The following is a 15,383-nucleotide window of genomic DNA, read 5'->3' as shown; positions in this document are numbered from 1 at the left end:
GCATAAGAAAAGGGCCGGGGTTTCCCCCGACCCTTCGCTTCAGTTCTCAGACCCGGATCAGACCGCGGTGACGTCCGCAGTGTCGACCTTGATGCCGGCGCCCATGGTCGAGCTGATCGCGACCTTGCGGACATATTTGCCCTTGGCGCCCGACGGCTTGGCCTTGACGATCGCATCGACCAGTGCGTCGAAATTGGCGCGCAGGTCTTCGGCCGGGAAGCTCGCCTTGCCGATGCCGGAATGGATGATGCCGGCCTTCTCGACGCGGTACTCGATCTGGCCGCCCTTGGCTGCCTTCACGGCTTCAGCGACGTTCATCGTGACCGTGCCCAGCTTCGGGTTCGGCATCATGCCCTTCGGGCCCAGGATCTTGCCCAGGCGGCCGACGACACCCATCATGTCCGGGGTCGCGATGCAGCGATCGAAATCGATCGTGCCGCCCTGGACGATCTCCATGAGATCCTCGGCACCAACGACGTCGGCGCCAGCCTCACGGGCTTCGTCAGCCTTGGCGCCCTTGGCGAACACGCCGACGCGGACAGTCTTGCCGGTGCCCTTGGGCAGGGTGACGACGCCGCGGACCATCTGGTCGGCATGGCGCGGGTCAACGCCCAGGTTCAGCGCGACTTCGATCGTCTCGTCGAACTTGGAGGTCGCATTGGCACGGGCCAGCGCGATCGCTTCGTCAATGCCGTGCAGCTTCTCGCGATCGATCGCGGTGGCGAGGGTCTTCGCCTTCTTGGTCAGCTTTGCCATTGTATCAGCCCTCCACCACTTCGAGGCCCATCGCGCGGGCGGAGCCTTCGATGATGCGGGTTGCCGCGTCGATATCGTTGGCGTTCAGGTCCTTCATCTTCGTCTCGGCGATCTGGCTCAGCACGGAGCGCTTGATCTTGCCCGCGGTCAGCTTGCCCGGCTCCTTTGAGCCTGACTTCAGGCCAGCCGCCTTCTTGATGAGATAGGACGCCGGCGGCGTCTTCGTCTCGAACGAGAAGGAACGATCCGCATAGACGGTGATGACCGTGGGAAGCGGCGTGCCGACTTCCTGGTCACCGGTCTGCGCGTTGAACGCCTTGCAGAATTCCATGATGTTCACGCCGCGCTGACCCAGGGCTGGGCCGATCGGCGGGCTGGGGTTGGCCTTGCCGGCCGGCACCTGCAGCTTGATGTAACCTGTAATCTTTTTTGCCATGACTCACTCTCTTTCAAGTTTAGCGGTCCAAGCGGCTTTTGACGGCCTCCCGCACTTCACAGTGTCCCCGCGACGGCGGGGACCCAGACTGGGCTCCCGCCTTCGCAGGAGCACAATTTCTTCTTACTTCGCGCGCTCGACCTGTTCGAACTCGAGCTCGACCGGGGTGGCGCGACCGAAGATCGACACCGACACCTTGACGCGGCTGCGATCGAAATCGAGCTCTTCGACGATGCCGTTGAAGCTCGCGAACGGGCCGTCGAGCACCTTCACCGAATCGCCGATCTCGTAATCGACCTTCATCTTCTGCTTCGGCGCGGCGGCTGCTTCCTCCTTCGAGTTGAGCATCCGGGCCGCTTCGGCTTCGCTGATCGGCTGGGGCTTGCCCATCGATCCGAGGAAGCCTGTCACCTTCGGCGTGTTCTTCACCAGGTGATACACGTCGTCGTTCATGTTCAGCTTGGCGAGCACATAGCCCGGCATGAACTTGCGCTCGACCGCGATCTTCTTGCCACGACGGGCTTCGGTGACGGTCTCGGTCGGGACCTCGATCTGCTCGACGAGCGCGTCGAGGCCCATGCGGGTCGCCTCCGCCATGATCGAGTCGCGCACCTTGCCCTCGAACCCGGAATAAGCGTGAATGATGTACCAGCGCGCCATGTTTCTATCCAAAAATCAGTTCGCGAGGCTTAGCAGCAGCTTGACGATCGCCTCGAAGATCGTGTCGATCCCGAAGAAGAAGATCGCCAGCAGCGTCGTCATGATCATGACCATCACGCCGGTCATGATCGTTTCGCGCCGCGTCGGCCAGACGACCTTCTTGGTCTCTGCCTGCACCTGCTTGATGAACTCTAACGGTGTCGTCTTCGCCACGCTGCTCAGCTCGCTTTTCAAAACGCACGAGATCGAGGCATGGAGCCGCTGCCCGGTCCCAAGGAACCGGCGCCGTCCAATCCTCGATTTCGGATTGACCGCGCAGATAACCCCGGCGCGCCGGGAAAGCAAGAGAGGCGGGGTCGTTTGCGGACGTGTCCCGCTATCGGTCTCCTTCCTCGGGCAGGCCCTTGATCTTCCGGCCGAGCACAGAGTCGCCGATCTTCTCCGGCACGCCGAACACTTCGTCCTCGGGGTGGGCGGCCCAATACGCTCTGCCGTTCATGTTGATCACCGTGACCCGACCCAGATTGAGCGGAATGAGCGACTGGGTGAAACTGCGCGGTTTCTTCATCAGCTTTTTGTCCTCGACCACCACGAGGCCTGCCCGCCGTGCTGCCTCGGCGACGAAATGCACGCAGTTCCGGTTATTGAGATTCCAGCGCGACTTTGGTCCGTTCCATTCCGCTATCATCGCCTTGACGGACTCATATTGCGCATCCGTGAGACGAACGGAGAATTGCGCTTCGCTAGCGCGGATGTAGCTTTTGGGAGTAATGTCTACATGAGCCTTCACCGACGCAAATAGCGCCATCGGTGTGGTAGAATTGACCGTAAAGCCATAGCTCGTGTCGACCACCTCGCCACTCGAATCGGCCACACCCTTCAGGGTGACGAAGGCGTGCGGGAAATAGGTGGTGGTATCGTGCGACCAAAAGATCATGCGAACGTCAGCTCGCGCCTCTCCCGAGACGATCGCCAGTACCAGCACCAGCCCGGCAAGGCTCCGCCGCAAGCCCGTGGTCAGCTTTTCCAGCATGGTGCCCCCTTTTTTGTGTCGGCTCCTCATTCGCAGAGCCGCGACCGGGGGAGCAAGGGGAAACTGCGGTTGTCCACATCCCGAGCGACGTGACTGGCAAACGCGGGAGGATGGGGAAGTGGCAGGCCATCGTGGATGATATTCGAACTTCTTTCTGGGAAGAAGCGGATGATATCGCCGCGCGGCTGCTCAGTTTACGGTTGGTCGGTGCATTGCTTGTGCCTGACCCCGTCGTCGAGAAATGATAACCGCTAATGGTGGCTTCGATCCGCCGAGAGCCCAGAAAGCGATCTAGATGTCATGTGCGGACGATGTTGCTCGGTATTAGCATCGGCCCGCTCAGCGCGACCGAGCTAACAGGTCCTTTATGCCAGCCGCGAGGGTCTCAAGTTTATAAGGCTTCCTCAAGATCGGGAATTCTCGCTTATCCGCGGGAATGAACTGCTTGCTGCTGTAGCCGCTCGCCAGGAGTACCGGCAGGTCGCCTCGAACCTGCTTGATGCGATGCGCGAGCTCCATGCCATCCATGCCGGGCATCACGATATCGGAGAACACGATATCGAACTGGTGCTCCTTCATTAGCGCCAGAGCCTCGTTGCCATTCGATGCCTCGACCACCGTGCATCCCAGGTCTTCGAGGATCTGGCGAGCGAAGTAGCGGACATGATCCGCATCCTCCACCAGCAGGACCTTCAGGCCGCTTGGGATCGAGAGCACGGCGCGATCGACCTTCTCTTCCAGGAGCTTCTTCGCGGTAGACGGCAAAAACATCTCGACCGTCGTGCCTGTTCCTACCTCCGAGGCGATGCTGACCGACCCTCCTGACTGAGCGGCGAACCCATGAATCTGCGAAAGGCCGAGCCCGGTGCCCTTGCCTGTCGGCTTGGTCGTGAAGAACGGTTCAAAGACGCGCTCCAGCTTTTCAGGCGGGATACCTTCGCCCGTGTCGCTGATCGAAAGGCTGACCATGTCGCCCTCGGGCAGCGAAAGGTTTTTCGTCGACAGGGTGATCTGCCCGCCATTCGGCATGGCGTCCCGCGCGTTCAGAACGGCGTTCAGCAGAGCTGTCTCCAGGCCGGTAGGGTCAAGCTCGACGCGCCATAGTGCCGGGAACAGGTCGAGCTTCAGGTCATACTGGCTACCGAGCGTTCGCTGAAGCATCTCGCCCATCGCATCGAGGCGGACGCTCAAGTCGATAACTTCGGGCTCGAGAGGCTGGCGTCTGGCGAACGCGAGCAATTGCGACGTGAGGCTGGTCGCGCGTTCCGCGGTTTCCAACATCACATGCAGGTAGCGATTGCGTTTTTCGACCGACAGATCCGTCTGCCGCAGGAGAAAGTCGGCTGACCCTTGCATGACGGTCATCAGATTGTTGAAGTCGTGCGCTATTCCACCCGCCAGTTCGCCGAGCGCCTGCAGTTTCTGCGACTGCAGCAGCGCGGATTGTGCCAGCCGTAGCTCGTCCTCGGCGCGTTTTTTCTCAGTGATGTCGCGCGTGATCTTCGCGAAGCCGACATGGTCGCCCACGTCGTTGTAGATCGGATCGATCACGACGTGGGCCCAGAGCAGCGAACCGTCCTTGCGCACCCGCTGTGCTTCCGCTTCGAACTTTCCTTCAAGCAGCGCCGTTGCCAGGGCCGCATCCGGGGCGCCGCGTGCACGGTCTTCGGCAGTATAGAAGCGAGAAAAATGCTGTCCCAGCACTTCCGCTTCCTCATAGCCTTTGATGGCGCGGGCACCGGAGTTCCAGCTGGTAATCCTGCCACTTGGGTCCAGCATATAGATGGCATAGTCCCGGACGCCTTGTACCAGCATCCGAAACTGCAGATCGCTGTCGAAGCTCGCCTGTTCCAGGCGACGCTTCTCAGTGATGTCCCTCGTGATCTTGGCAAACCCAAGAAGCGATCCGTCGTCAGACCGGATCGGATCGATGACGATGTGCGCCCAGAACCGGGTGCCGTCTTTCCTGACCCTCCAGCCTTCCGCCTCGAACCTGTTTTCCTGTGCCGCCGTTTCGAGCGAGCGCTCCGGCAGCCCTGCGTCCCGATCGGCCTCGGTGAAGAAGCGGGAGAAATTCTCGCCGATAATCTCGTCGGGGGAATAGCCCTTGAACCGCTCGGCGCCTGCGTTCCAGGTGACGACCTGGCCGTTTGGGTCGAGCATATAGATCGCATAGTCGGTGACCGACTGGACCAGCAGCTCGAACCGCCGGTTTCCGGCATGGTCATCAAAGGCAGTCGCAGCCATGCTTAATCCCAAGCCTTTTCTGTCTGAGTGCCTTGCGGGCGAACGGCAAGCGAATCAAGCGCGGCGCGAATCGGGAGGGGATCGGTTGTGAACTGGACGGTGCAGCGTCGACACTCTCAGGACATAGTCCGGGCGGTGGGCGCGGGCTAGGTCGCGCGAGCGCGAGGTTAGGTGGTACTGTCGATGGCGCTGCGCAACATCTCGACGCTCACGGCGAGACACTGAAGGCGCACCGGTCCGCGTCCGATATTTCCGAAATGCTCCTCGCGATGGCACGTCGGCCGGCTGGAGCGCGCGCAGGCGAAATGAACCAGACCGGGTTCATCCCCCGGGCCTGCCGGCCCAGCGAAGCCCGTTATCGCGATTGCGACATCGCCGTGAGATCGAAGCAATGCGCCCTCCGCCATCGCGATGGCCGTCTCGCGGCTCACTGCGCCGCATCGCTCCACCACCTGCCGGTCAATGGCCAGCAATTCGCATTTGGCCTCATCGGTATAAACGACGAAGCCGCGCTCGAACGCCCGGCTTGCCCCCTCGACATCGGTAAGCAGCGACGCAACGAGCCCGCCGGTGCAACTCTCCGCGGTGACGATCGACAGTCCCTGTGCGCAAGCACTCTCCAACAGGTCGCGCGCCGCCGCTTCGACATCGTCCGGCACGATCGCGAGCAGCTCGCTCATCGCTTCTCCTCATGCTGCTGCACCTGGTAGGAGATCCAGCGCAGGAGCATGCCGGCTGCCGAGGCGAGCATGCCGACAATCAGGCACATCATAAGGATCGGCTGCTCGGACGCTGCTTCCCACGATACGACGCCCAGCAGTACGACGCTGAGTGTCGAGACCAGATAGCCGGTGGTCTTGATCGCATTGGACGAGCGCATCGCCGGGTCAGCTCAGCGCCAGCTGCGACGTCTCGGTAAGTTCCTGCGCTCGTCTGGCATATTCGTCAGCAAGTTTCAGATGCACCAAAGCAACTGCGTTGTCCTCGCAGACGGCGGCCCTGTCCCGCTCTTCTCGCGCGCGCCTGGTGAAATAAGCCCGATTATCGATCATACCTCGCGCCGACATTCTAGCCTCCAAAGACGTGCCCCCACGCTCCGGAACTGTCAAAAATGCACCGAGTCCTTTCGAGGGTCAATATTTCACGAGATGTTGAGCAGTCATCGCTTGCGATCCTTCCGAGCCGATGGCGGAGGCGTCGTGGAGTGCGAGCAAGCCCGTCCTCGACAGGATGCGCCAGCGCTGCCCGTCCTCATGCGCTGCCGTCCTCCCTATTTGGGTCTCGGATCTTTCAGGTCACTGCCCGGTTCGATGAAGCGGCCCGCGCGCTTCGCCAGGACCGCCTCGCGCAATACGCGCGCCGCGTTGCGCACCTCTTCCTGCATTGCGGTATCCCGGTCGAGCGCCTCATGGCTCGTGGCATAAGGCTCCCAATATCCGATATAGCGGTCCAGCTCTCCCTGCGATCCTGCCGACTGGAGGTGCATGAAGCTGAGCCAGTCGCAAATCGCGCGGCGTACATTCTCGGCGCCCTCGACGTCGCCATGCACCACCACCGAAAAGAGCCGGCCCTCCAGATGGCGCGGATAGGGCCAGCCCTTCAGCTCCTCGCGCTTGGCCTGTGCAGCATCCTTGCCGTGCGTCAGCGAGGGATCGGGATTTCCGCCGTCGGCGCAGACCAAGCGGTCCATCATCAGCTTGAGCGGCGACGAGGTCTGGTACCAGTTGACGGGTGTCACGATGAAGATCGCATGCGCTGCGGTCCACATCGGATAAATCTCGTTCATCCAGTCCTGCGTCTGGCCGAGCGAGTGGTTGGGGTAGCAGGAGCAGGGCCAGTGGCAGAGCGCCGCCGCGGTAGAAAAGCACGCCTTGCAGGGATGGATGTTGCGGCCATACTCCGACGCCAGTCGGCTGAGGTAGAGAAAGTCGATGTCGCACAGACCGTCTTCCTCAAGCACCTCGCGGGCCAACTGGACCAGCCGCCACGATTTGGAGAGCTCGCCCGGGCAGGTATGCTCCGAGCGGGACGAGCCGTTGATCAGCAGCACGCGGGGTGGAGCGTCGGGATCGTCATGGCGCCGCTGCGCTTCGGCAATCGCGTCGCGGGCGACGATCCAGTCGACGGAAAGGTCATAGTCAGGATCGGCATAACCCGGGCCTGCCTTGCGGGTATGCGGGCTCTTGCGTTCATGCAGATAGGCGTCCCAGGCGACCGCAGCGATCCGGTCCGGCTCAGGACCGACCGCTGCATAGCCCTGATCCTGAAACTGGCTGAGAAAGCGCTTCCTGAACGCAGCCTCGTCCAGCTTCGGACTTGCCGAGCCCTTGCGGGGCTCAGGCGCGGTGGTTGCCCCGACTACTGCCTTGGCGATTTCTTTCAGCCGCATGGCGATCCTCTCTCCGGTTTCCATGACCTAACTGCCGGAATCCTTCCAAGGTCCCTGCGTCGTCCTGTGGCGGTCGGCGTTGTCAGAGGTCGGGAAGAATCTGGTCGGCCCGGCCCCAGCCGGATAATGCCTTCGACCCGGCACGCTTCACCAGTTCAGCCGCGTCGCCGATATGGAAGTGTGAGGGCCTGTCGATCGTCTCCATCTCCTTCCAGGTGATGGGAGCGGCAACGGGCGCTTCCGGACGGGCGCGAACCGCGTAGGGCATGACGGCTGTCGCGCCGCGCTGGTTGCGCAGATAATCGACGAAGATACGTCCCTTGCGCTGCGCCTTGGGCAAGGCTGCGGTGAAATTCTCGGGGTCGCTCTGGGCCACGGCCTGGGCAAGCCGGTGGGCGAAGTCCTTGACCTCGGGCCATTCGGCCTTGGGTACGAGCGGGGCAATGACATGAATGCCCTTGCCGCCGGTGACCATCGGGAAAGTCTCGAGTCCGATGGACTTCAGGATATCGCGGAAATGGAACGCGGCCTTGCGGACCGCTTCGAAGTCCAGACCCTCGTCCGGGTCCAGGTCGAACACGAGGCGATCGGCCTTCTCGACGTCCTCGATCCGCGCACCCCATCCGTGGAATTCGATCGTGCCCATTTGCACACAGGTCAGCAGGCCGTCGGCGGTGTCGATGAACAGATAGGGTTCCTCGTGGCCGTCCTTTTCCAGGATGCCGACATGCTTGACCGTATCGCCGAAGCTGCCGGCATCGTGCTTCTGGAAAAAGCATTTCTTGGCCCGACCCTGCGGGCAGCGCACCAGACTGATCGGCCGGCTGGCAACCCAGGGCAGCATGATCGGCGCGACGGCAGCGTAATAGTCGGCGAGCTGGCCCTTGGTGATGCCCGATTCCGGAAAGATCACGCGGTCCGGGTTGCTGACCTTTACCTTGCTGACGGCCGGAGCGGCTATCTCCGCGACGGGCGCCTCGGTCTCCAGGACGACGGCCTCCGCCTTCTTGTCCTCGCGCAAGCCAAGATAGCTGGGGTGCCGCAGCGTCCCCTCGTTGGTCATCTCGGTATAGGCGATCTCGGCAACCAGCACGGGCTTCAGCCAATGCGCACCGCGCACCTCGGCGCGCGGTGCCTTGACGGTCGGATCCTTCTGCTCGAGCGGCGCCATGATCTCCATCAGGCGGAACAGCTCGTCATTGTTGAACCCCGTACCGACCTTGCCGGCGTAGCGCAGCACGCCGTCCTCGTGGATGCCCAGGATCAAGGAACGGAATGAGCGCGACTTGTCGGAGGGCGTCCAGCCGACGACGACGAATTCCTGGCGCTTGATGCATTTGGTCTTGAGCCAGCCGCCCGATCGCGATCCGATATAGCGGGCGTCGGCACGCTTGGAGATGACGCCCTCGAGATTGGCGTCGCAGAAGCTGTGGAGGAGCTTCTCGCCGTTGCCGACGATATGTTCGGAGTAGCGGATGCGTGGATCGCCCTCGGGCAGGATTTCGCGCAGCTTTGCCTTACGCTCTAGGAGAGGCAACCGGGTCAGGTCCTCACCGTCGAGCTCGAGCAGGTCGAACGCGAAAAAGTCGATCGTGGCGGGCGCGCCTTTCAGTGCGCCCTGCAGGGCCTGGAAGCTCGACCGTCCATTGGCGTCCATCACCACGGCCTCGCCGTCGAGCAGCGCCGAGCGGACATCAAGCTTCGCGGCCTGCCCGGCAATCTCGGAAAACTTCTCCGACCAGTCGAGACCGGATCGGGTATAGGCACGCGCCTGGCCCCCGCCGACCGCTACTTCCAGTCGATAGCCGTCATATTTCATCTCGTGGAGCCAGCGGTCGCCGGTAGGGACGCTGTCGACGAGCGTGGCAAGCTGGACCGGCCGGAACGGCGGGGGCTTTGACTCGCCTTGGCTGGCGCGGCGCGGCCGTTTCGGTGTGGCCTTCGACGCGGTCACTTCGCCTGGTTCTTGCGGCGCGTGTCCCAACCCTTGCGGGCTGCGGCCGAGCGCTGTTCCGGCGATCCGGACTTATGGGCCTTGCCGCCGCGCGAGGACGACACATGGGTGTCGGGCTTGCCGCGACCCGAGCCCGCCTTGTTGCCGCCGCCGGACTCCTTGTTCACGGTCGCCCACGCGCGTGCTTCCGCTTCGTCCTTCGGGACGCCCCGGTCCTCATATCCTTCCTCGATATGCTGTGCCTTGCGCTTCTGCTTGTCGGTGTAGGCGCCCTTGTCTCCACGCGGCATCGTCCATCTCCGGAACTGGTTCCTGCCTCAACGCAGCAGGGCGGGTAGGGATGCAGGTGTTTGCATGTTCTCTTTCTGTTCTATATATCTCCTGCGACTCATAAACATGGAGGCGCGGCGTGTCCGTCATCGAAAGCATCAAGGACTGGCTGGCGACCGATGCCAGCGAGGAAGAGCGCGCCCGGATCGAGGAACAGGTCAATCCGCCCGGTGGCGCGATCGCAGCAATCAACTCCGTGGCGCTGACCGGACCGCAGCTGCGCGCTGCGATCGAGACGATCCAGCACATCCCCGTCCGCAGCGAGACCGACATGGTCCGCCATGCCAAGCTGCTGAGCGCGTTCGCCGAGGAATACGGGTTCAAGCCGGAATTCTATGCCGGGCCGGCGCTGCACGCGCGTGCGATGGCGCTGGATCGCTGGGGCCATCGCTACGACCCGTGCGGCCTTACCGACAAGGACGCCTTCTTTGAGGCCGGTGCCCGCGCGCCGCTGGTCGAGACGCCGCAGGGGATCGGCTTCGAGCCGGTGGCCTTTGGCGAGCTGGTCGCAGCGCTAGAGGACATGCCTTTCTGACCGCGATGCTGCTCGACCTGTTCGACACGCCCATCATTCCCGGCTTTTCGTCGACCGGGGATTTCCTGAGCGAAGCGGAAGAACGCGACCTGATCGCGCGGATCGAGGGCGAGGGACTGACGCAATTCCGTTTCCACGAATGGACCGGCAAGCGCCTGACCCACAGCTATGGCTGGAAATATGACTTCCAGACCGAGGCGCTCAGCCGGTCGGCGCCCACGCCCTCCTGGCTCGAGCCGGTACGGGATCGCGCGGCGGCGCTTGCAGGTCTCCCGTCCGGGTCGATCGTGCAGGCGCTGCTCATCCGCTACGATGCCGGAGCGGGCATCGGCTGGCACAAGGACCGGCCGATCTACCAGGACGTGATCGGGATATCGCTCGGGAATCCTTCCGCGATGCGCTTCCGGCGCCGGGCCGGTGACGGATGGAAACGGGCATCGGCCCCGCTCGAACCGCGGGCGCTGTACCGGCTCGCGGGCGAGGTGCGTCACGACTGGGAACACAGTATCGCGCCGGTCGACCGGACTCGCTACGCGATCACGCTGCGCACCTTCTCGGAACGTGGCCGGCGTCTCGCGGAGCGTGTCGGAGCGACAGGGTGAACCGACCGCGCGCGAACGGTTGAAAGCCGGTTCGACGTCAGAGCAGCGCCGTCTGTACCGGCCGCTTCGCGCCGATCTCCTCGACGATGAAGGTGCGTGCCGGCGGCGTGACCAGCAGGTCGATCTCGGGCACCGTCCCATCGAGCCACTTCATGACCTCGCGGCGGTGGATGATCGCGCCGTGCCGTTCCTGATAATGGGCGACCTCCGGGTTCGCGGCGACGGTGACGATCCGGTAGGAGAGCGGCCAGTCGCCCATCGCCGGTTCCCAGACGGCGGCCAGGTAGAAGAAATTGCCGCCGTCGAGCGTCACGCGGTAGCGCTTGTCGCCGACCGCGAGCTGGAACTCGGATGCGGCGATGAGGCAGCGATGGGTGGGGAAGGTCTTTCCCTCCGAACGGACGAACCGGTAAGCGACCCCGGCGCTGAACCGCGGGTCGGAACCCCAGGTCGCCTCGATCATCTCAATCTCTTGCGGATCATCGGGGTTTCGCCGGATGATGGCGCGGCGCGCGCCGAGCGGTGCGTCCGAATCGAAAGGCGTGGGCGTCAAGGCCATGGCTGGAACATAATGGGAACGACGCCAAGTCGCAAGGTGGGAGAGGCAGTGTGTGCAACGACTATCGCCTGGAAGTGGACATCGCGTCGATCGTCGAGGATTTCGAGGATCTGAAGATCAAGATCGAATTCTCCGACGGTGTGCCCAATGTCGAGCCGCGCGCCGACATCAAGATCACCGATCCTGGTGTCATCGTACGCACTGCTGAGGCGGGGAGGGGAGTCGGCGATCTCGTTCAGCGGCGATGGAGCTGGCCGGGGCCGGGCGGCAAGCCGGTCTATAATTTCCGCTCGGATGGTCGGGAGTTCACGAGCGGGCGATGCCTGATCGTTGCCGACGGCTTCTACGAGTTCACGACGCCCGAGGATCCGAAGAAGAAGCGCAAGGACAAATGGCTGTTCACGAAGCGCGGCGAGCCGATCTTCTGCATCGCGGGAATCTGGCGCGCCGATCCCAAGGTGGGCGAAGCGTTCACGATGCTGACCATGCCGCCGGGCCCGGACATCGCGCCTTATCATGACCGGCAGATCGCGCTGCTCGATCGAAGCCGTTGGAGTGACTGGCTGGATCCCTCGATTCCTGCGGGCGATGTTCTGCGCGCGTTGCCCGCGGGCAGTCTCGAAGTCGTGCAGGTAGGCTGAGGGCGACGCCGTTCAACGAGGCGGTCAGCCCTGGGCGCTACGCATTCTGGCTGACGTCAAATTCCGACCGCATTCCCCGCTCCCGGCGCCTCGCCGCCGACCCTTTCTGTCCCTTACTTGGGTTTGCCCTTGTTGGGACGTTGCGTAAGCGCTGAACCAGCGGCGGTCTTCGAATCCTTGCCGGTACGTCCGTCCTGCAAGACTTTCGAGGCTGCCTTGCCCGCCTTCGGGCTGGTTTGCTCGTTCTTCGCCATTATTGTGACTCCAAGCCATCACATCATCTTGTGAAGCAATGCCAAGAACGGCCCATTAGTTGATTTGGTTCCCAGTATGTTCTGGGCCGGTCGCAAAGTTCCGCGCGACCGCAGCCGCGGAACCCGCTGGGCGCCGGCAGGCACTTCATCGTTCGGTGCCAACGGCTTAGAATGCGCAATTCATTCGTGACGACCTCCCGCTTCGTCAGCCCGGTCGCGCAGATCAGAACGGCACGCGAAATATCGCTGGTGCCGAGCATGCTGGTCGCGCGTTGGACGCGAGCCGCATCCCGTGGCCTGACGGAGATCCTGATGACCGACGCCATCGCCGACACTATCGCCGATGCTGACACCACTGCTCCTGCCAGCCATGGCAAGACCGGACTGAGCGACGCGCTGCGCGAACATTTCTCTGGCGATGCGCCGCTGACCGAAAAGGCAAAGAGCTTCGCCAAGGCGCGCCCCTGGGCCAGCGCCGCCCTTGTCGGGGTCGCCGCGCTTGCGATCCTCAACACGCTGCGCGGCAAATAGGCCATGCAGGAAGCAAGCTGGGGCGATCGCACGATGTCACCCGACATCGACTGGCGAATGAGTGCGGCATTGGAGAATGTTCCGCGCGGCGACAGTGACCTCGCGGAAGTGACCAGTCTCGCCGGCGCGATCGCCGCGTGGCAGGCGCTCGATCCGGCGCACCGGGCCGGTGCGGTCCTGACCCCTGAACGCGCGCTAGTAATCGACGGGGTGAGCCATGTCTCGCTTGCAGGGGAGGCGATCGCCGCACTCGCCGAGCGGCTGCCCGCGGTCGGCGATGCGGACGGCGCCACGCCAGAGTAAACGGAGGCGCCAGGCCAATGCACCGGGACGATTGCGGTGAACCGTAAGGAGCGCCGCGCGCTCGCTGCCCAAACGCGTCTGCCAGCATCTCGGCAGTGTGCCTGCTGCCTGCCTGCGGGCGGGGGAGAAACGGTGCAGGCGGGCCACCCAGCGCGCCATCGCGATCATCCCGGCATGCCATCCAAGGTTGGCGCCGTTCGCTAACGCTGCGCGCCAGGACATCCCGAGCGCAACCCGCCCGCGCGGCACGGGAAATGCACCTTCCAGCCGATCAGGCGGCCGCGCCGTGGTGAGGTATGCCGGGTTTGTCGGCACCTTGCCCACGCGCTCATGCGGCCACCCGGTTTACGATTCAGACATCGTCTCGTCGTCGATCGCGGCGAGGATCATGCGTTCCCAGACGGCGACGTCGCCGACCGCGGCCATGCGCGCACTGGGCTCGCGCAGCGTCCTGAGCACCGCCAGCGCCGCGCCGGCATGATCGGGCCAAAGCCCGTCGACCGCGTCGCTGGCCGAAACCATGTCGCCTTCGCCATTCCTGCTCAGTTCGTGCCCGGCGAGGACGCGCGCGACGCGCTCGATCGGTGACGTGTTAGCCGTATCCATGTTCAATTCCTCAAATGCTCGTCCGCTGCAATCCTGCCTTCGGCAGCAGCGGCGTTACCGGTTCGGGTTTCAGTCCTTGCCGATCTCGCGCCAACTTTTCTCCGACACCTCGACATCGAACTTCTTCGCTGCCGCCTCGATCCGCTTCCAGGCTGCATCCCGCTCGTCGTCGGTGACGTCCTTCACTTGGTTGAAGCGCGAGATCGCGTTGCGGACATGGCTGGCATTCTCAAGCGGCTCCTTGCGCTGCTTGGGGAAGGCGAAGTCGCCCTTGTCGAGATCATTGCGGTCGTCAGTGCTGAGCTCGGTCATCGTCGTCTCCTTGGGGTCGCGAAATGTGATCCGATATCGGCGATCGCGCCTGCCAGCTTGGCCGCCAGGCGATCGAGCAGCGGCGCCTGGCTCGCCAACATATGGGCTCGCGCGTCGTCCAGGCCGAACCAACGCGCCTGATCGACCTCCGGTACCATGATCTTTCGGCCGCTGCGCGGAGGCCAAGCGATCTCGACCATGTTGCTCACCAGCAAGGCGGGATCAAAGTCCTGCGCAGCCGCAAACCCGACGACGATCTTGCCTGCGGCCTGACGGATTTCTCCGAGCGGCATGAGGGGACCGTTGACCACGATCCCAAGCTCCTCGGCTACCTCCCGGCGGGCCGCGGTATCCTCATCCTCACCCGCTTCGACCATGCCTTTCGGCATCTGCCAGGCGCCGAGATCCTTGTTGCGCCAGAGCGGCCCGCCGGGATGGACCAGCAGCACCTCCAGGGAGCCGAGCGATGTTCGATACAGCAGGATGCCCGCGCTTCGTGCCGCCATTAACCAGGCCGCACTTGGAGAGGGCCCGCGGGACTGATTGCCCGCCATCCCAGCCGCACAGATTTGAAAGAAGCGCGCGTTGCCACGCGCCCTAGACTCATGCCGGGCATGACTCGTTCCGGCAGCTCGTCACCAACGCCGTTTGCTCCGAATGCCCGAGGAGCCTGCGGAAAAGCCTGGCGACTTATTCGTTGTGCAACTCTCCGGCCGGTTCGGCCCGCGGAACGCCGCCGATGCCAGGTCGTTGCAAGGGGAAAGGAGTTTTCCCATGTCCGACACGATCAACGCCACCGACCGGAACATTTCGACCGAGCACCAGAAGGTCGGCGACGCGCAATTGCCGAAGGACACGCTGGACCGCGACCAGGGGCCGGCCGGCGGTCTCGAGCAAGAGGATGTCGAGGACCGTCCGAACGTCAGCACGGTTAAGCCCGAGGATTATCCCAAGGACCAGCCCGACGCCTGAGCGTTGAACCTGCGTCGCCCCAGAGCGGTGCACCATAGGAGAGAGTGGATGGCAGACAGCAAGACCGAGGTCGGATCTCCCGACCGCGACCGGATCAGCCTTTCGGAGGACTATGAGGTCCGCGACTGGGCGAAGAACTTCGGGGTCAGCGAGGAACGGCTACGCGAGGCGGTCCAGGCAGTAGGAAACTCCGCCGACAAGGTACGCGAGTATCTGAAGTCGTGAACCAGACATTCGGCTCCCTCGCACGGGGCCGCTTCGGC

Annotated in this window: 24 protein-coding genes; 8 read left to right on the top strand and 16 right to left on the bottom strand. The window is 63.4% G+C overall.

What is annotated here, in order from left to right; genetic code table 11:
• Positions 1-57: 57 nt before the first annotated feature.
• The 5 genes from rplA to ACZ1I5_RS13050 form a co-directional block, all read right to left on the bottom strand.
• On the bottom strand, positions 58-756 hold the full coding sequence (rplA, locus tag ACZ1I5_RS13070; protein ID WP_465169681.1) for a 50S ribosomal protein L1: 699 nt from the start codon (positions 754-756) through the stop codon (positions 58-60).
• A 4-nt stretch (positions 757-760) separates the two neighbouring features.
• On the bottom strand, positions 761-1,192 hold the full coding sequence (gene rplK / locus ACZ1I5_RS13065; protein ID WP_332714652.1) for a 50S ribosomal protein L11: 432 nt from the start codon (positions 1,190-1,192) through the stop codon (positions 761-763).
• Between the two features lie 123 nt (positions 1,193-1,315).
• Entirely contained in the window at positions 1,316-1,852 is a 537-nt protein-coding gene (nusG, locus tag ACZ1I5_RS13060; protein ID WP_332714654.1) for a transcription termination/antitermination protein NusG, read from the bottom strand.
• 15 nt (positions 1,853-1,867) lie between these two features.
• Positions 1,868-2,065 (bottom strand): preprotein translocase subunit SecE, encoded by a 198-nt coding sequence (gene secE / locus ACZ1I5_RS13055; RefSeq protein ID WP_465169680.1) that lies wholly within the window; start codon positions 2,063-2,065, stop codon positions 1,868-1,870.
• 163 nt (positions 2,066-2,228) lie between these two features.
• The gene (locus ACZ1I5_RS13050) at positions 2,229-2,885 is read right to left on the bottom strand and encodes a hypothetical protein (RefSeq protein WP_465169679.1); all 657 of its coding nucleotides are present in this window, start codon (positions 2,883-2,885) and stop codon (positions 2,229-2,231) included.
• 110 nt (positions 2,886-2,995) lie between these two features.
• Between ACZ1I5_RS13050 and ACZ1I5_RS13045 the strand changes: the two genes are divergently transcribed.
• Positions 2,996-3,130, top strand: coding sequence for a hypothetical protein (locus ACZ1I5_RS13045; protein WP_465169678.1), 135 nt, complete (start codon positions 2,996-2,998; stop codon positions 3,128-3,130).
• A 94-nt stretch (positions 3,131-3,224) separates the two neighbouring features.
• On the opposite strand, the gene ACZ1I5_RS13040 is transcribed toward ACZ1I5_RS13045, so the two are convergent.
• From ACZ1I5_RS13040 to ACZ1I5_RS13015, 6 genes are all read right to left on the bottom strand, one after another.
• Entirely contained in the window at positions 3,225-5,132 is a 1,908-nt protein-coding gene (locus ACZ1I5_RS13040; protein WP_465169677.1) for a hybrid sensor histidine kinase/response regulator, read from the bottom strand.
• Positions 5,133-5,299: 167 nt separating this feature from the next.
• Positions 5,300-5,812, bottom strand: coding sequence for a CinA family protein (locus ACZ1I5_RS13035; RefSeq protein WP_465169676.1), 513 nt, complete (start codon positions 5,810-5,812; stop codon positions 5,300-5,302).
• On the bottom strand, positions 5,809-6,012 hold the full coding sequence (locus tag ACZ1I5_RS13030) for a hypothetical protein (protein ID WP_465169675.1): 204 nt from the start codon (positions 6,010-6,012) through the stop codon (positions 5,809-5,811). The genes ACZ1I5_RS13035 and ACZ1I5_RS13030 overlap by 4 nt, the downstream gene beginning before the upstream one ends.
• Before the next feature lie 390 nt (positions 6,013-6,402).
• Positions 6,403-7,521 (bottom strand): flavodoxin family protein, encoded by a 1,119-nt coding sequence (locus ACZ1I5_RS13025; RefSeq protein ID WP_465169674.1) that lies wholly within the window; start codon positions 7,519-7,521, stop codon positions 6,403-6,405.
• Between the two features lie 82 nt (positions 7,522-7,603).
• Positions 7,604-9,475: a DNA ligase D gene (ligD, locus tag ACZ1I5_RS13020; protein ID WP_465169673.1), complete on the bottom strand. Its 1,872-nt coding sequence runs from the start codon at positions 9,473-9,475 to the stop codon at positions 7,604-7,606.
• On the bottom strand, positions 9,472-9,765 hold the full coding sequence (locus ACZ1I5_RS13015; RefSeq protein ID WP_465169672.1) for a plasmid stabilization protein: 294 nt from the start codon (positions 9,763-9,765) through the stop codon (positions 9,472-9,474). The genes ligD and ACZ1I5_RS13015 overlap by 4 nt, the downstream gene beginning before the upstream one ends.
• Before the next feature lie 119 nt (positions 9,766-9,884).
• Between ACZ1I5_RS13015 and ACZ1I5_RS13010 the strand changes: the two genes are divergently transcribed.
• Together ACZ1I5_RS13010 and ACZ1I5_RS13005 are read left to right on the top strand one after the other, a co-directional pair.
• Positions 9,885-10,340 carry a hypothetical protein gene (locus tag ACZ1I5_RS13010; RefSeq protein WP_465169671.1) on the top strand — a complete coding sequence of 152 codons (456 nt, stop codon included), beginning with the start codon at positions 9,885-9,887 and terminating at the stop codon, positions 10,338-10,340.
• A 5-nt stretch (positions 10,341-10,345) separates the two neighbouring features.
• Positions 10,346-10,942: an alpha-ketoglutarate-dependent dioxygenase AlkB gene (locus ACZ1I5_RS13005; RefSeq protein WP_465169670.1), complete on the top strand. Its 597-nt coding sequence runs from the start codon at positions 10,346-10,348 to the stop codon at positions 10,940-10,942.
• A gap of 37 nt (positions 10,943-10,979) precedes the next feature.
• On the opposite strand, the gene ACZ1I5_RS13000 is transcribed toward ACZ1I5_RS13005, so the two are convergent.
• Positions 10,980-11,501: an SOS response-associated peptidase family protein gene (locus ACZ1I5_RS13000; protein WP_465169669.1), complete on the bottom strand. Its 522-nt coding sequence runs from the start codon at positions 11,499-11,501 to the stop codon at positions 10,980-10,982.
• Between the two features lie 50 nt (positions 11,502-11,551).
• Here ACZ1I5_RS13000 and ACZ1I5_RS12995 point away from each other — a divergent pair, with 50 nt between their 5' ends.
• Positions 11,552-12,142 (top strand): SOS response-associated peptidase, encoded by a 591-nt coding sequence (locus ACZ1I5_RS12995; RefSeq protein ID WP_465169668.1) that lies wholly within the window; start codon positions 11,552-11,554, stop codon positions 12,140-12,142.
• 113 nt (positions 12,143-12,255) lie between these two features.
• Here ACZ1I5_RS12995 and ACZ1I5_RS12990 read toward each other — a convergent pair whose 3' ends face one another.
• Positions 12,256-12,396: a hypothetical protein gene (locus ACZ1I5_RS12990; protein ID WP_465169667.1), complete on the bottom strand. Its 141-nt coding sequence runs from the start codon at positions 12,394-12,396 to the stop codon at positions 12,256-12,258.
• A gap of 171 nt (positions 12,397-12,567) precedes the next feature.
• Between ACZ1I5_RS12990 and ACZ1I5_RS12985 the strand changes: the two genes are divergently transcribed.
• Together ACZ1I5_RS12985 and ACZ1I5_RS12980 are read left to right on the top strand one after the other, a co-directional pair.
• On the top strand, positions 12,568-12,927 hold the full coding sequence (locus ACZ1I5_RS12985) for a hypothetical protein (protein WP_465169666.1): 360 nt from the start codon (positions 12,568-12,570) through the stop codon (positions 12,925-12,927).
• Positions 12,928-12,930: 3 nt separating this feature from the next.
• Positions 12,931-13,230 carry a hypothetical protein gene (locus ACZ1I5_RS12980; RefSeq protein WP_465169665.1) on the top strand — a complete coding sequence of 100 codons (300 nt, stop codon included), beginning with the start codon at positions 12,931-12,933 and terminating at the stop codon, positions 13,228-13,230.
• 345 nt (positions 13,231-13,575) lie between these two features.
• Here ACZ1I5_RS12980 and ACZ1I5_RS12975 read toward each other — a convergent pair whose 3' ends face one another.
• The 3 genes from ACZ1I5_RS12975 to ACZ1I5_RS12965 form a co-directional block, all read right to left on the bottom strand.
• Positions 13,576-13,836, bottom strand: coding sequence for a hypothetical protein (locus ACZ1I5_RS12975; protein WP_465169664.1), 261 nt, complete (start codon positions 13,834-13,836; stop codon positions 13,576-13,578).
• Between the two features lie 69 nt (positions 13,837-13,905).
• Positions 13,906-14,148 carry a DUF6582 domain-containing protein gene (locus ACZ1I5_RS12970; protein ID WP_465169663.1) on the bottom strand — a complete coding sequence of 81 codons (243 nt, stop codon included), beginning with the start codon at positions 14,146-14,148 and terminating at the stop codon, positions 13,906-13,908.
• Complete coding sequence (locus ACZ1I5_RS12965) at positions 14,145-14,654, bottom strand: NUDIX hydrolase (RefSeq protein ID WP_465169662.1); 510 nt, start codon at positions 14,652-14,654, stop codon at positions 14,145-14,147. The genes ACZ1I5_RS12970 and ACZ1I5_RS12965 overlap by 4 nt, the downstream gene beginning before the upstream one ends.
• Positions 14,655-14,922: 268 nt before the next feature.
• On the opposite strand from ACZ1I5_RS12965, the gene ACZ1I5_RS12960 reads away from it, so the two are divergent.
• The gene (locus tag ACZ1I5_RS12960; RefSeq protein WP_465169661.1) at positions 14,923-15,120 is read left to right on the top strand and encodes a hypothetical protein; all 198 of its coding nucleotides are present in this window, start codon (positions 14,923-14,925) and stop codon (positions 15,118-15,120) included.
• Positions 15,121-15,168: 48 nt separating this feature from the next.
• Positions 15,169-15,345: a DUF3606 domain-containing protein gene (locus ACZ1I5_RS12955; protein ID WP_465169660.1), complete on the top strand. Its 177-nt coding sequence runs from the start codon at positions 15,169-15,171 to the stop codon at positions 15,343-15,345.
• Positions 15,346-15,383: the final 38 nt, after the last annotated feature.

The organism is Sphingomonas sp. BL-S-30, assembly GCF_055521475.1.
This window is presented reverse-complemented; position numbering and strand designations above follow the sequence as displayed.

What these genes read in the sequence shown, in the direction of transcription:
- rplK (WP_332714652.1), bottom strand. Translation starts at nt 1,192, where the DNA reads ATGGCAAAAAAGATTACAGGTTACATCAAGCTGCAGGTGCCGGCCGGC.
- ACZ1I5_RS13000 (WP_465169669.1), bottom strand. Translation starts at nt 11,501, where the DNA reads ATGGCCTTGACGCCCACGCCTTTCGATTCGGACGCACCGCTCGGCGCG.
- ACZ1I5_RS13005 (WP_465169670.1), top strand. Translation starts at nt 10,346, where the DNA reads ATGCTGCTCGACCTGTTCGACACGCCCATCATTCCCGGCTTTTCGTCG.
- ACZ1I5_RS13045 (WP_465169678.1), top strand. Translation starts at nt 2,996, where the DNA reads ATGGGGAAGTGGCAGGCCATCGTGGATGATATTCGAACTTCTTTCTGG.
- ACZ1I5_RS12965 (WP_465169662.1), bottom strand. Translation starts at nt 14,654, where the DNA reads ATGGCGGCACGAAGCGCGGGCATCCTGCTGTATCGAACATCGCTCGGC.
- ACZ1I5_RS12955 (WP_465169660.1), top strand. Translation starts at nt 15,169, where the DNA reads ATGGCAGACAGCAAGACCGAGGTCGGATCTCCCGACCGCGACCGGATC.
- ACZ1I5_RS13050 (WP_465169679.1), bottom strand. Translation starts at nt 2,885, where the DNA reads ATGCTGGAAAAGCTGACCACGGGCTTGCGGCGGAGCCTTGCCGGGCTG.
- ACZ1I5_RS13015 (WP_465169672.1), bottom strand. Translation starts at nt 9,765, where the DNA reads ATGCCGCGTGGAGACAAGGGCGCCTACACCGACAAGCAGAAGCGCAAG.
- ACZ1I5_RS12960 (WP_465169661.1), top strand. Translation starts at nt 14,923, where the DNA reads ATGTCCGACACGATCAACGCCACCGACCGGAACATTTCGACCGAGCAC.
- rplA (WP_465169681.1), bottom strand. Translation starts at nt 756, where the DNA reads ATGGCAAAGCTGACCAAGAAGGCGAAGACCCTCGCCACCGCGATCGAT.
- ACZ1I5_RS13040 (WP_465169677.1), bottom strand. Translation starts at nt 5,132, where the DNA reads ATGGCTGCGACTGCCTTTGATGACCATGCCGGAAACCGGCGGTTCGAG.
- ACZ1I5_RS12990 (WP_465169667.1), bottom strand. Translation starts at nt 12,396, where the DNA reads ATGGCGAAGAACGAGCAAACCAGCCCGAAGGCGGGCAAGGCAGCCTCG.
- ACZ1I5_RS12975 (WP_465169664.1), bottom strand. Translation starts at nt 13,836, where the DNA reads ATGGATACGGCTAACACGTCACCGATCGAGCGCGTCGCGCGCGTCCTC.
- ACZ1I5_RS12980 (WP_465169665.1), top strand. Translation starts at nt 12,931, where the DNA reads ATGCAGGAAGCAAGCTGGGGCGATCGCACGATGTCACCCGACATCGAC.
- ACZ1I5_RS12985 (WP_465169666.1), top strand. Translation starts at nt 12,568, where the DNA reads ATGCGCAATTCATTCGTGACGACCTCCCGCTTCGTCAGCCCGGTCGCG.
- ACZ1I5_RS12970 (WP_465169663.1), bottom strand. Translation starts at nt 14,148, where the DNA reads ATGACCGAGCTCAGCACTGACGACCGCAATGATCTCGACAAGGGCGAC.
- ACZ1I5_RS13030 (WP_465169675.1), bottom strand. Translation starts at nt 6,012, where the DNA reads ATGCGCTCGTCCAATGCGATCAAGACCACCGGCTATCTGGTCTCGACA.
- ACZ1I5_RS13025 (WP_465169674.1), bottom strand. Translation starts at nt 7,521, where the DNA reads ATGCGGCTGAAAGAAATCGCCAAGGCAGTAGTCGGGGCAACCACCGCG.
- ACZ1I5_RS13035 (WP_465169676.1), bottom strand. Translation starts at nt 5,812, where the DNA reads ATGAGCGAGCTGCTCGCGATCGTGCCGGACGATGTCGAAGCGGCGGCG.
- nusG (WP_332714654.1), bottom strand. Translation starts at nt 1,852, where the DNA reads ATGGCGCGCTGGTACATCATTCACGCTTATTCCGGGTTCGAGGGCAAG.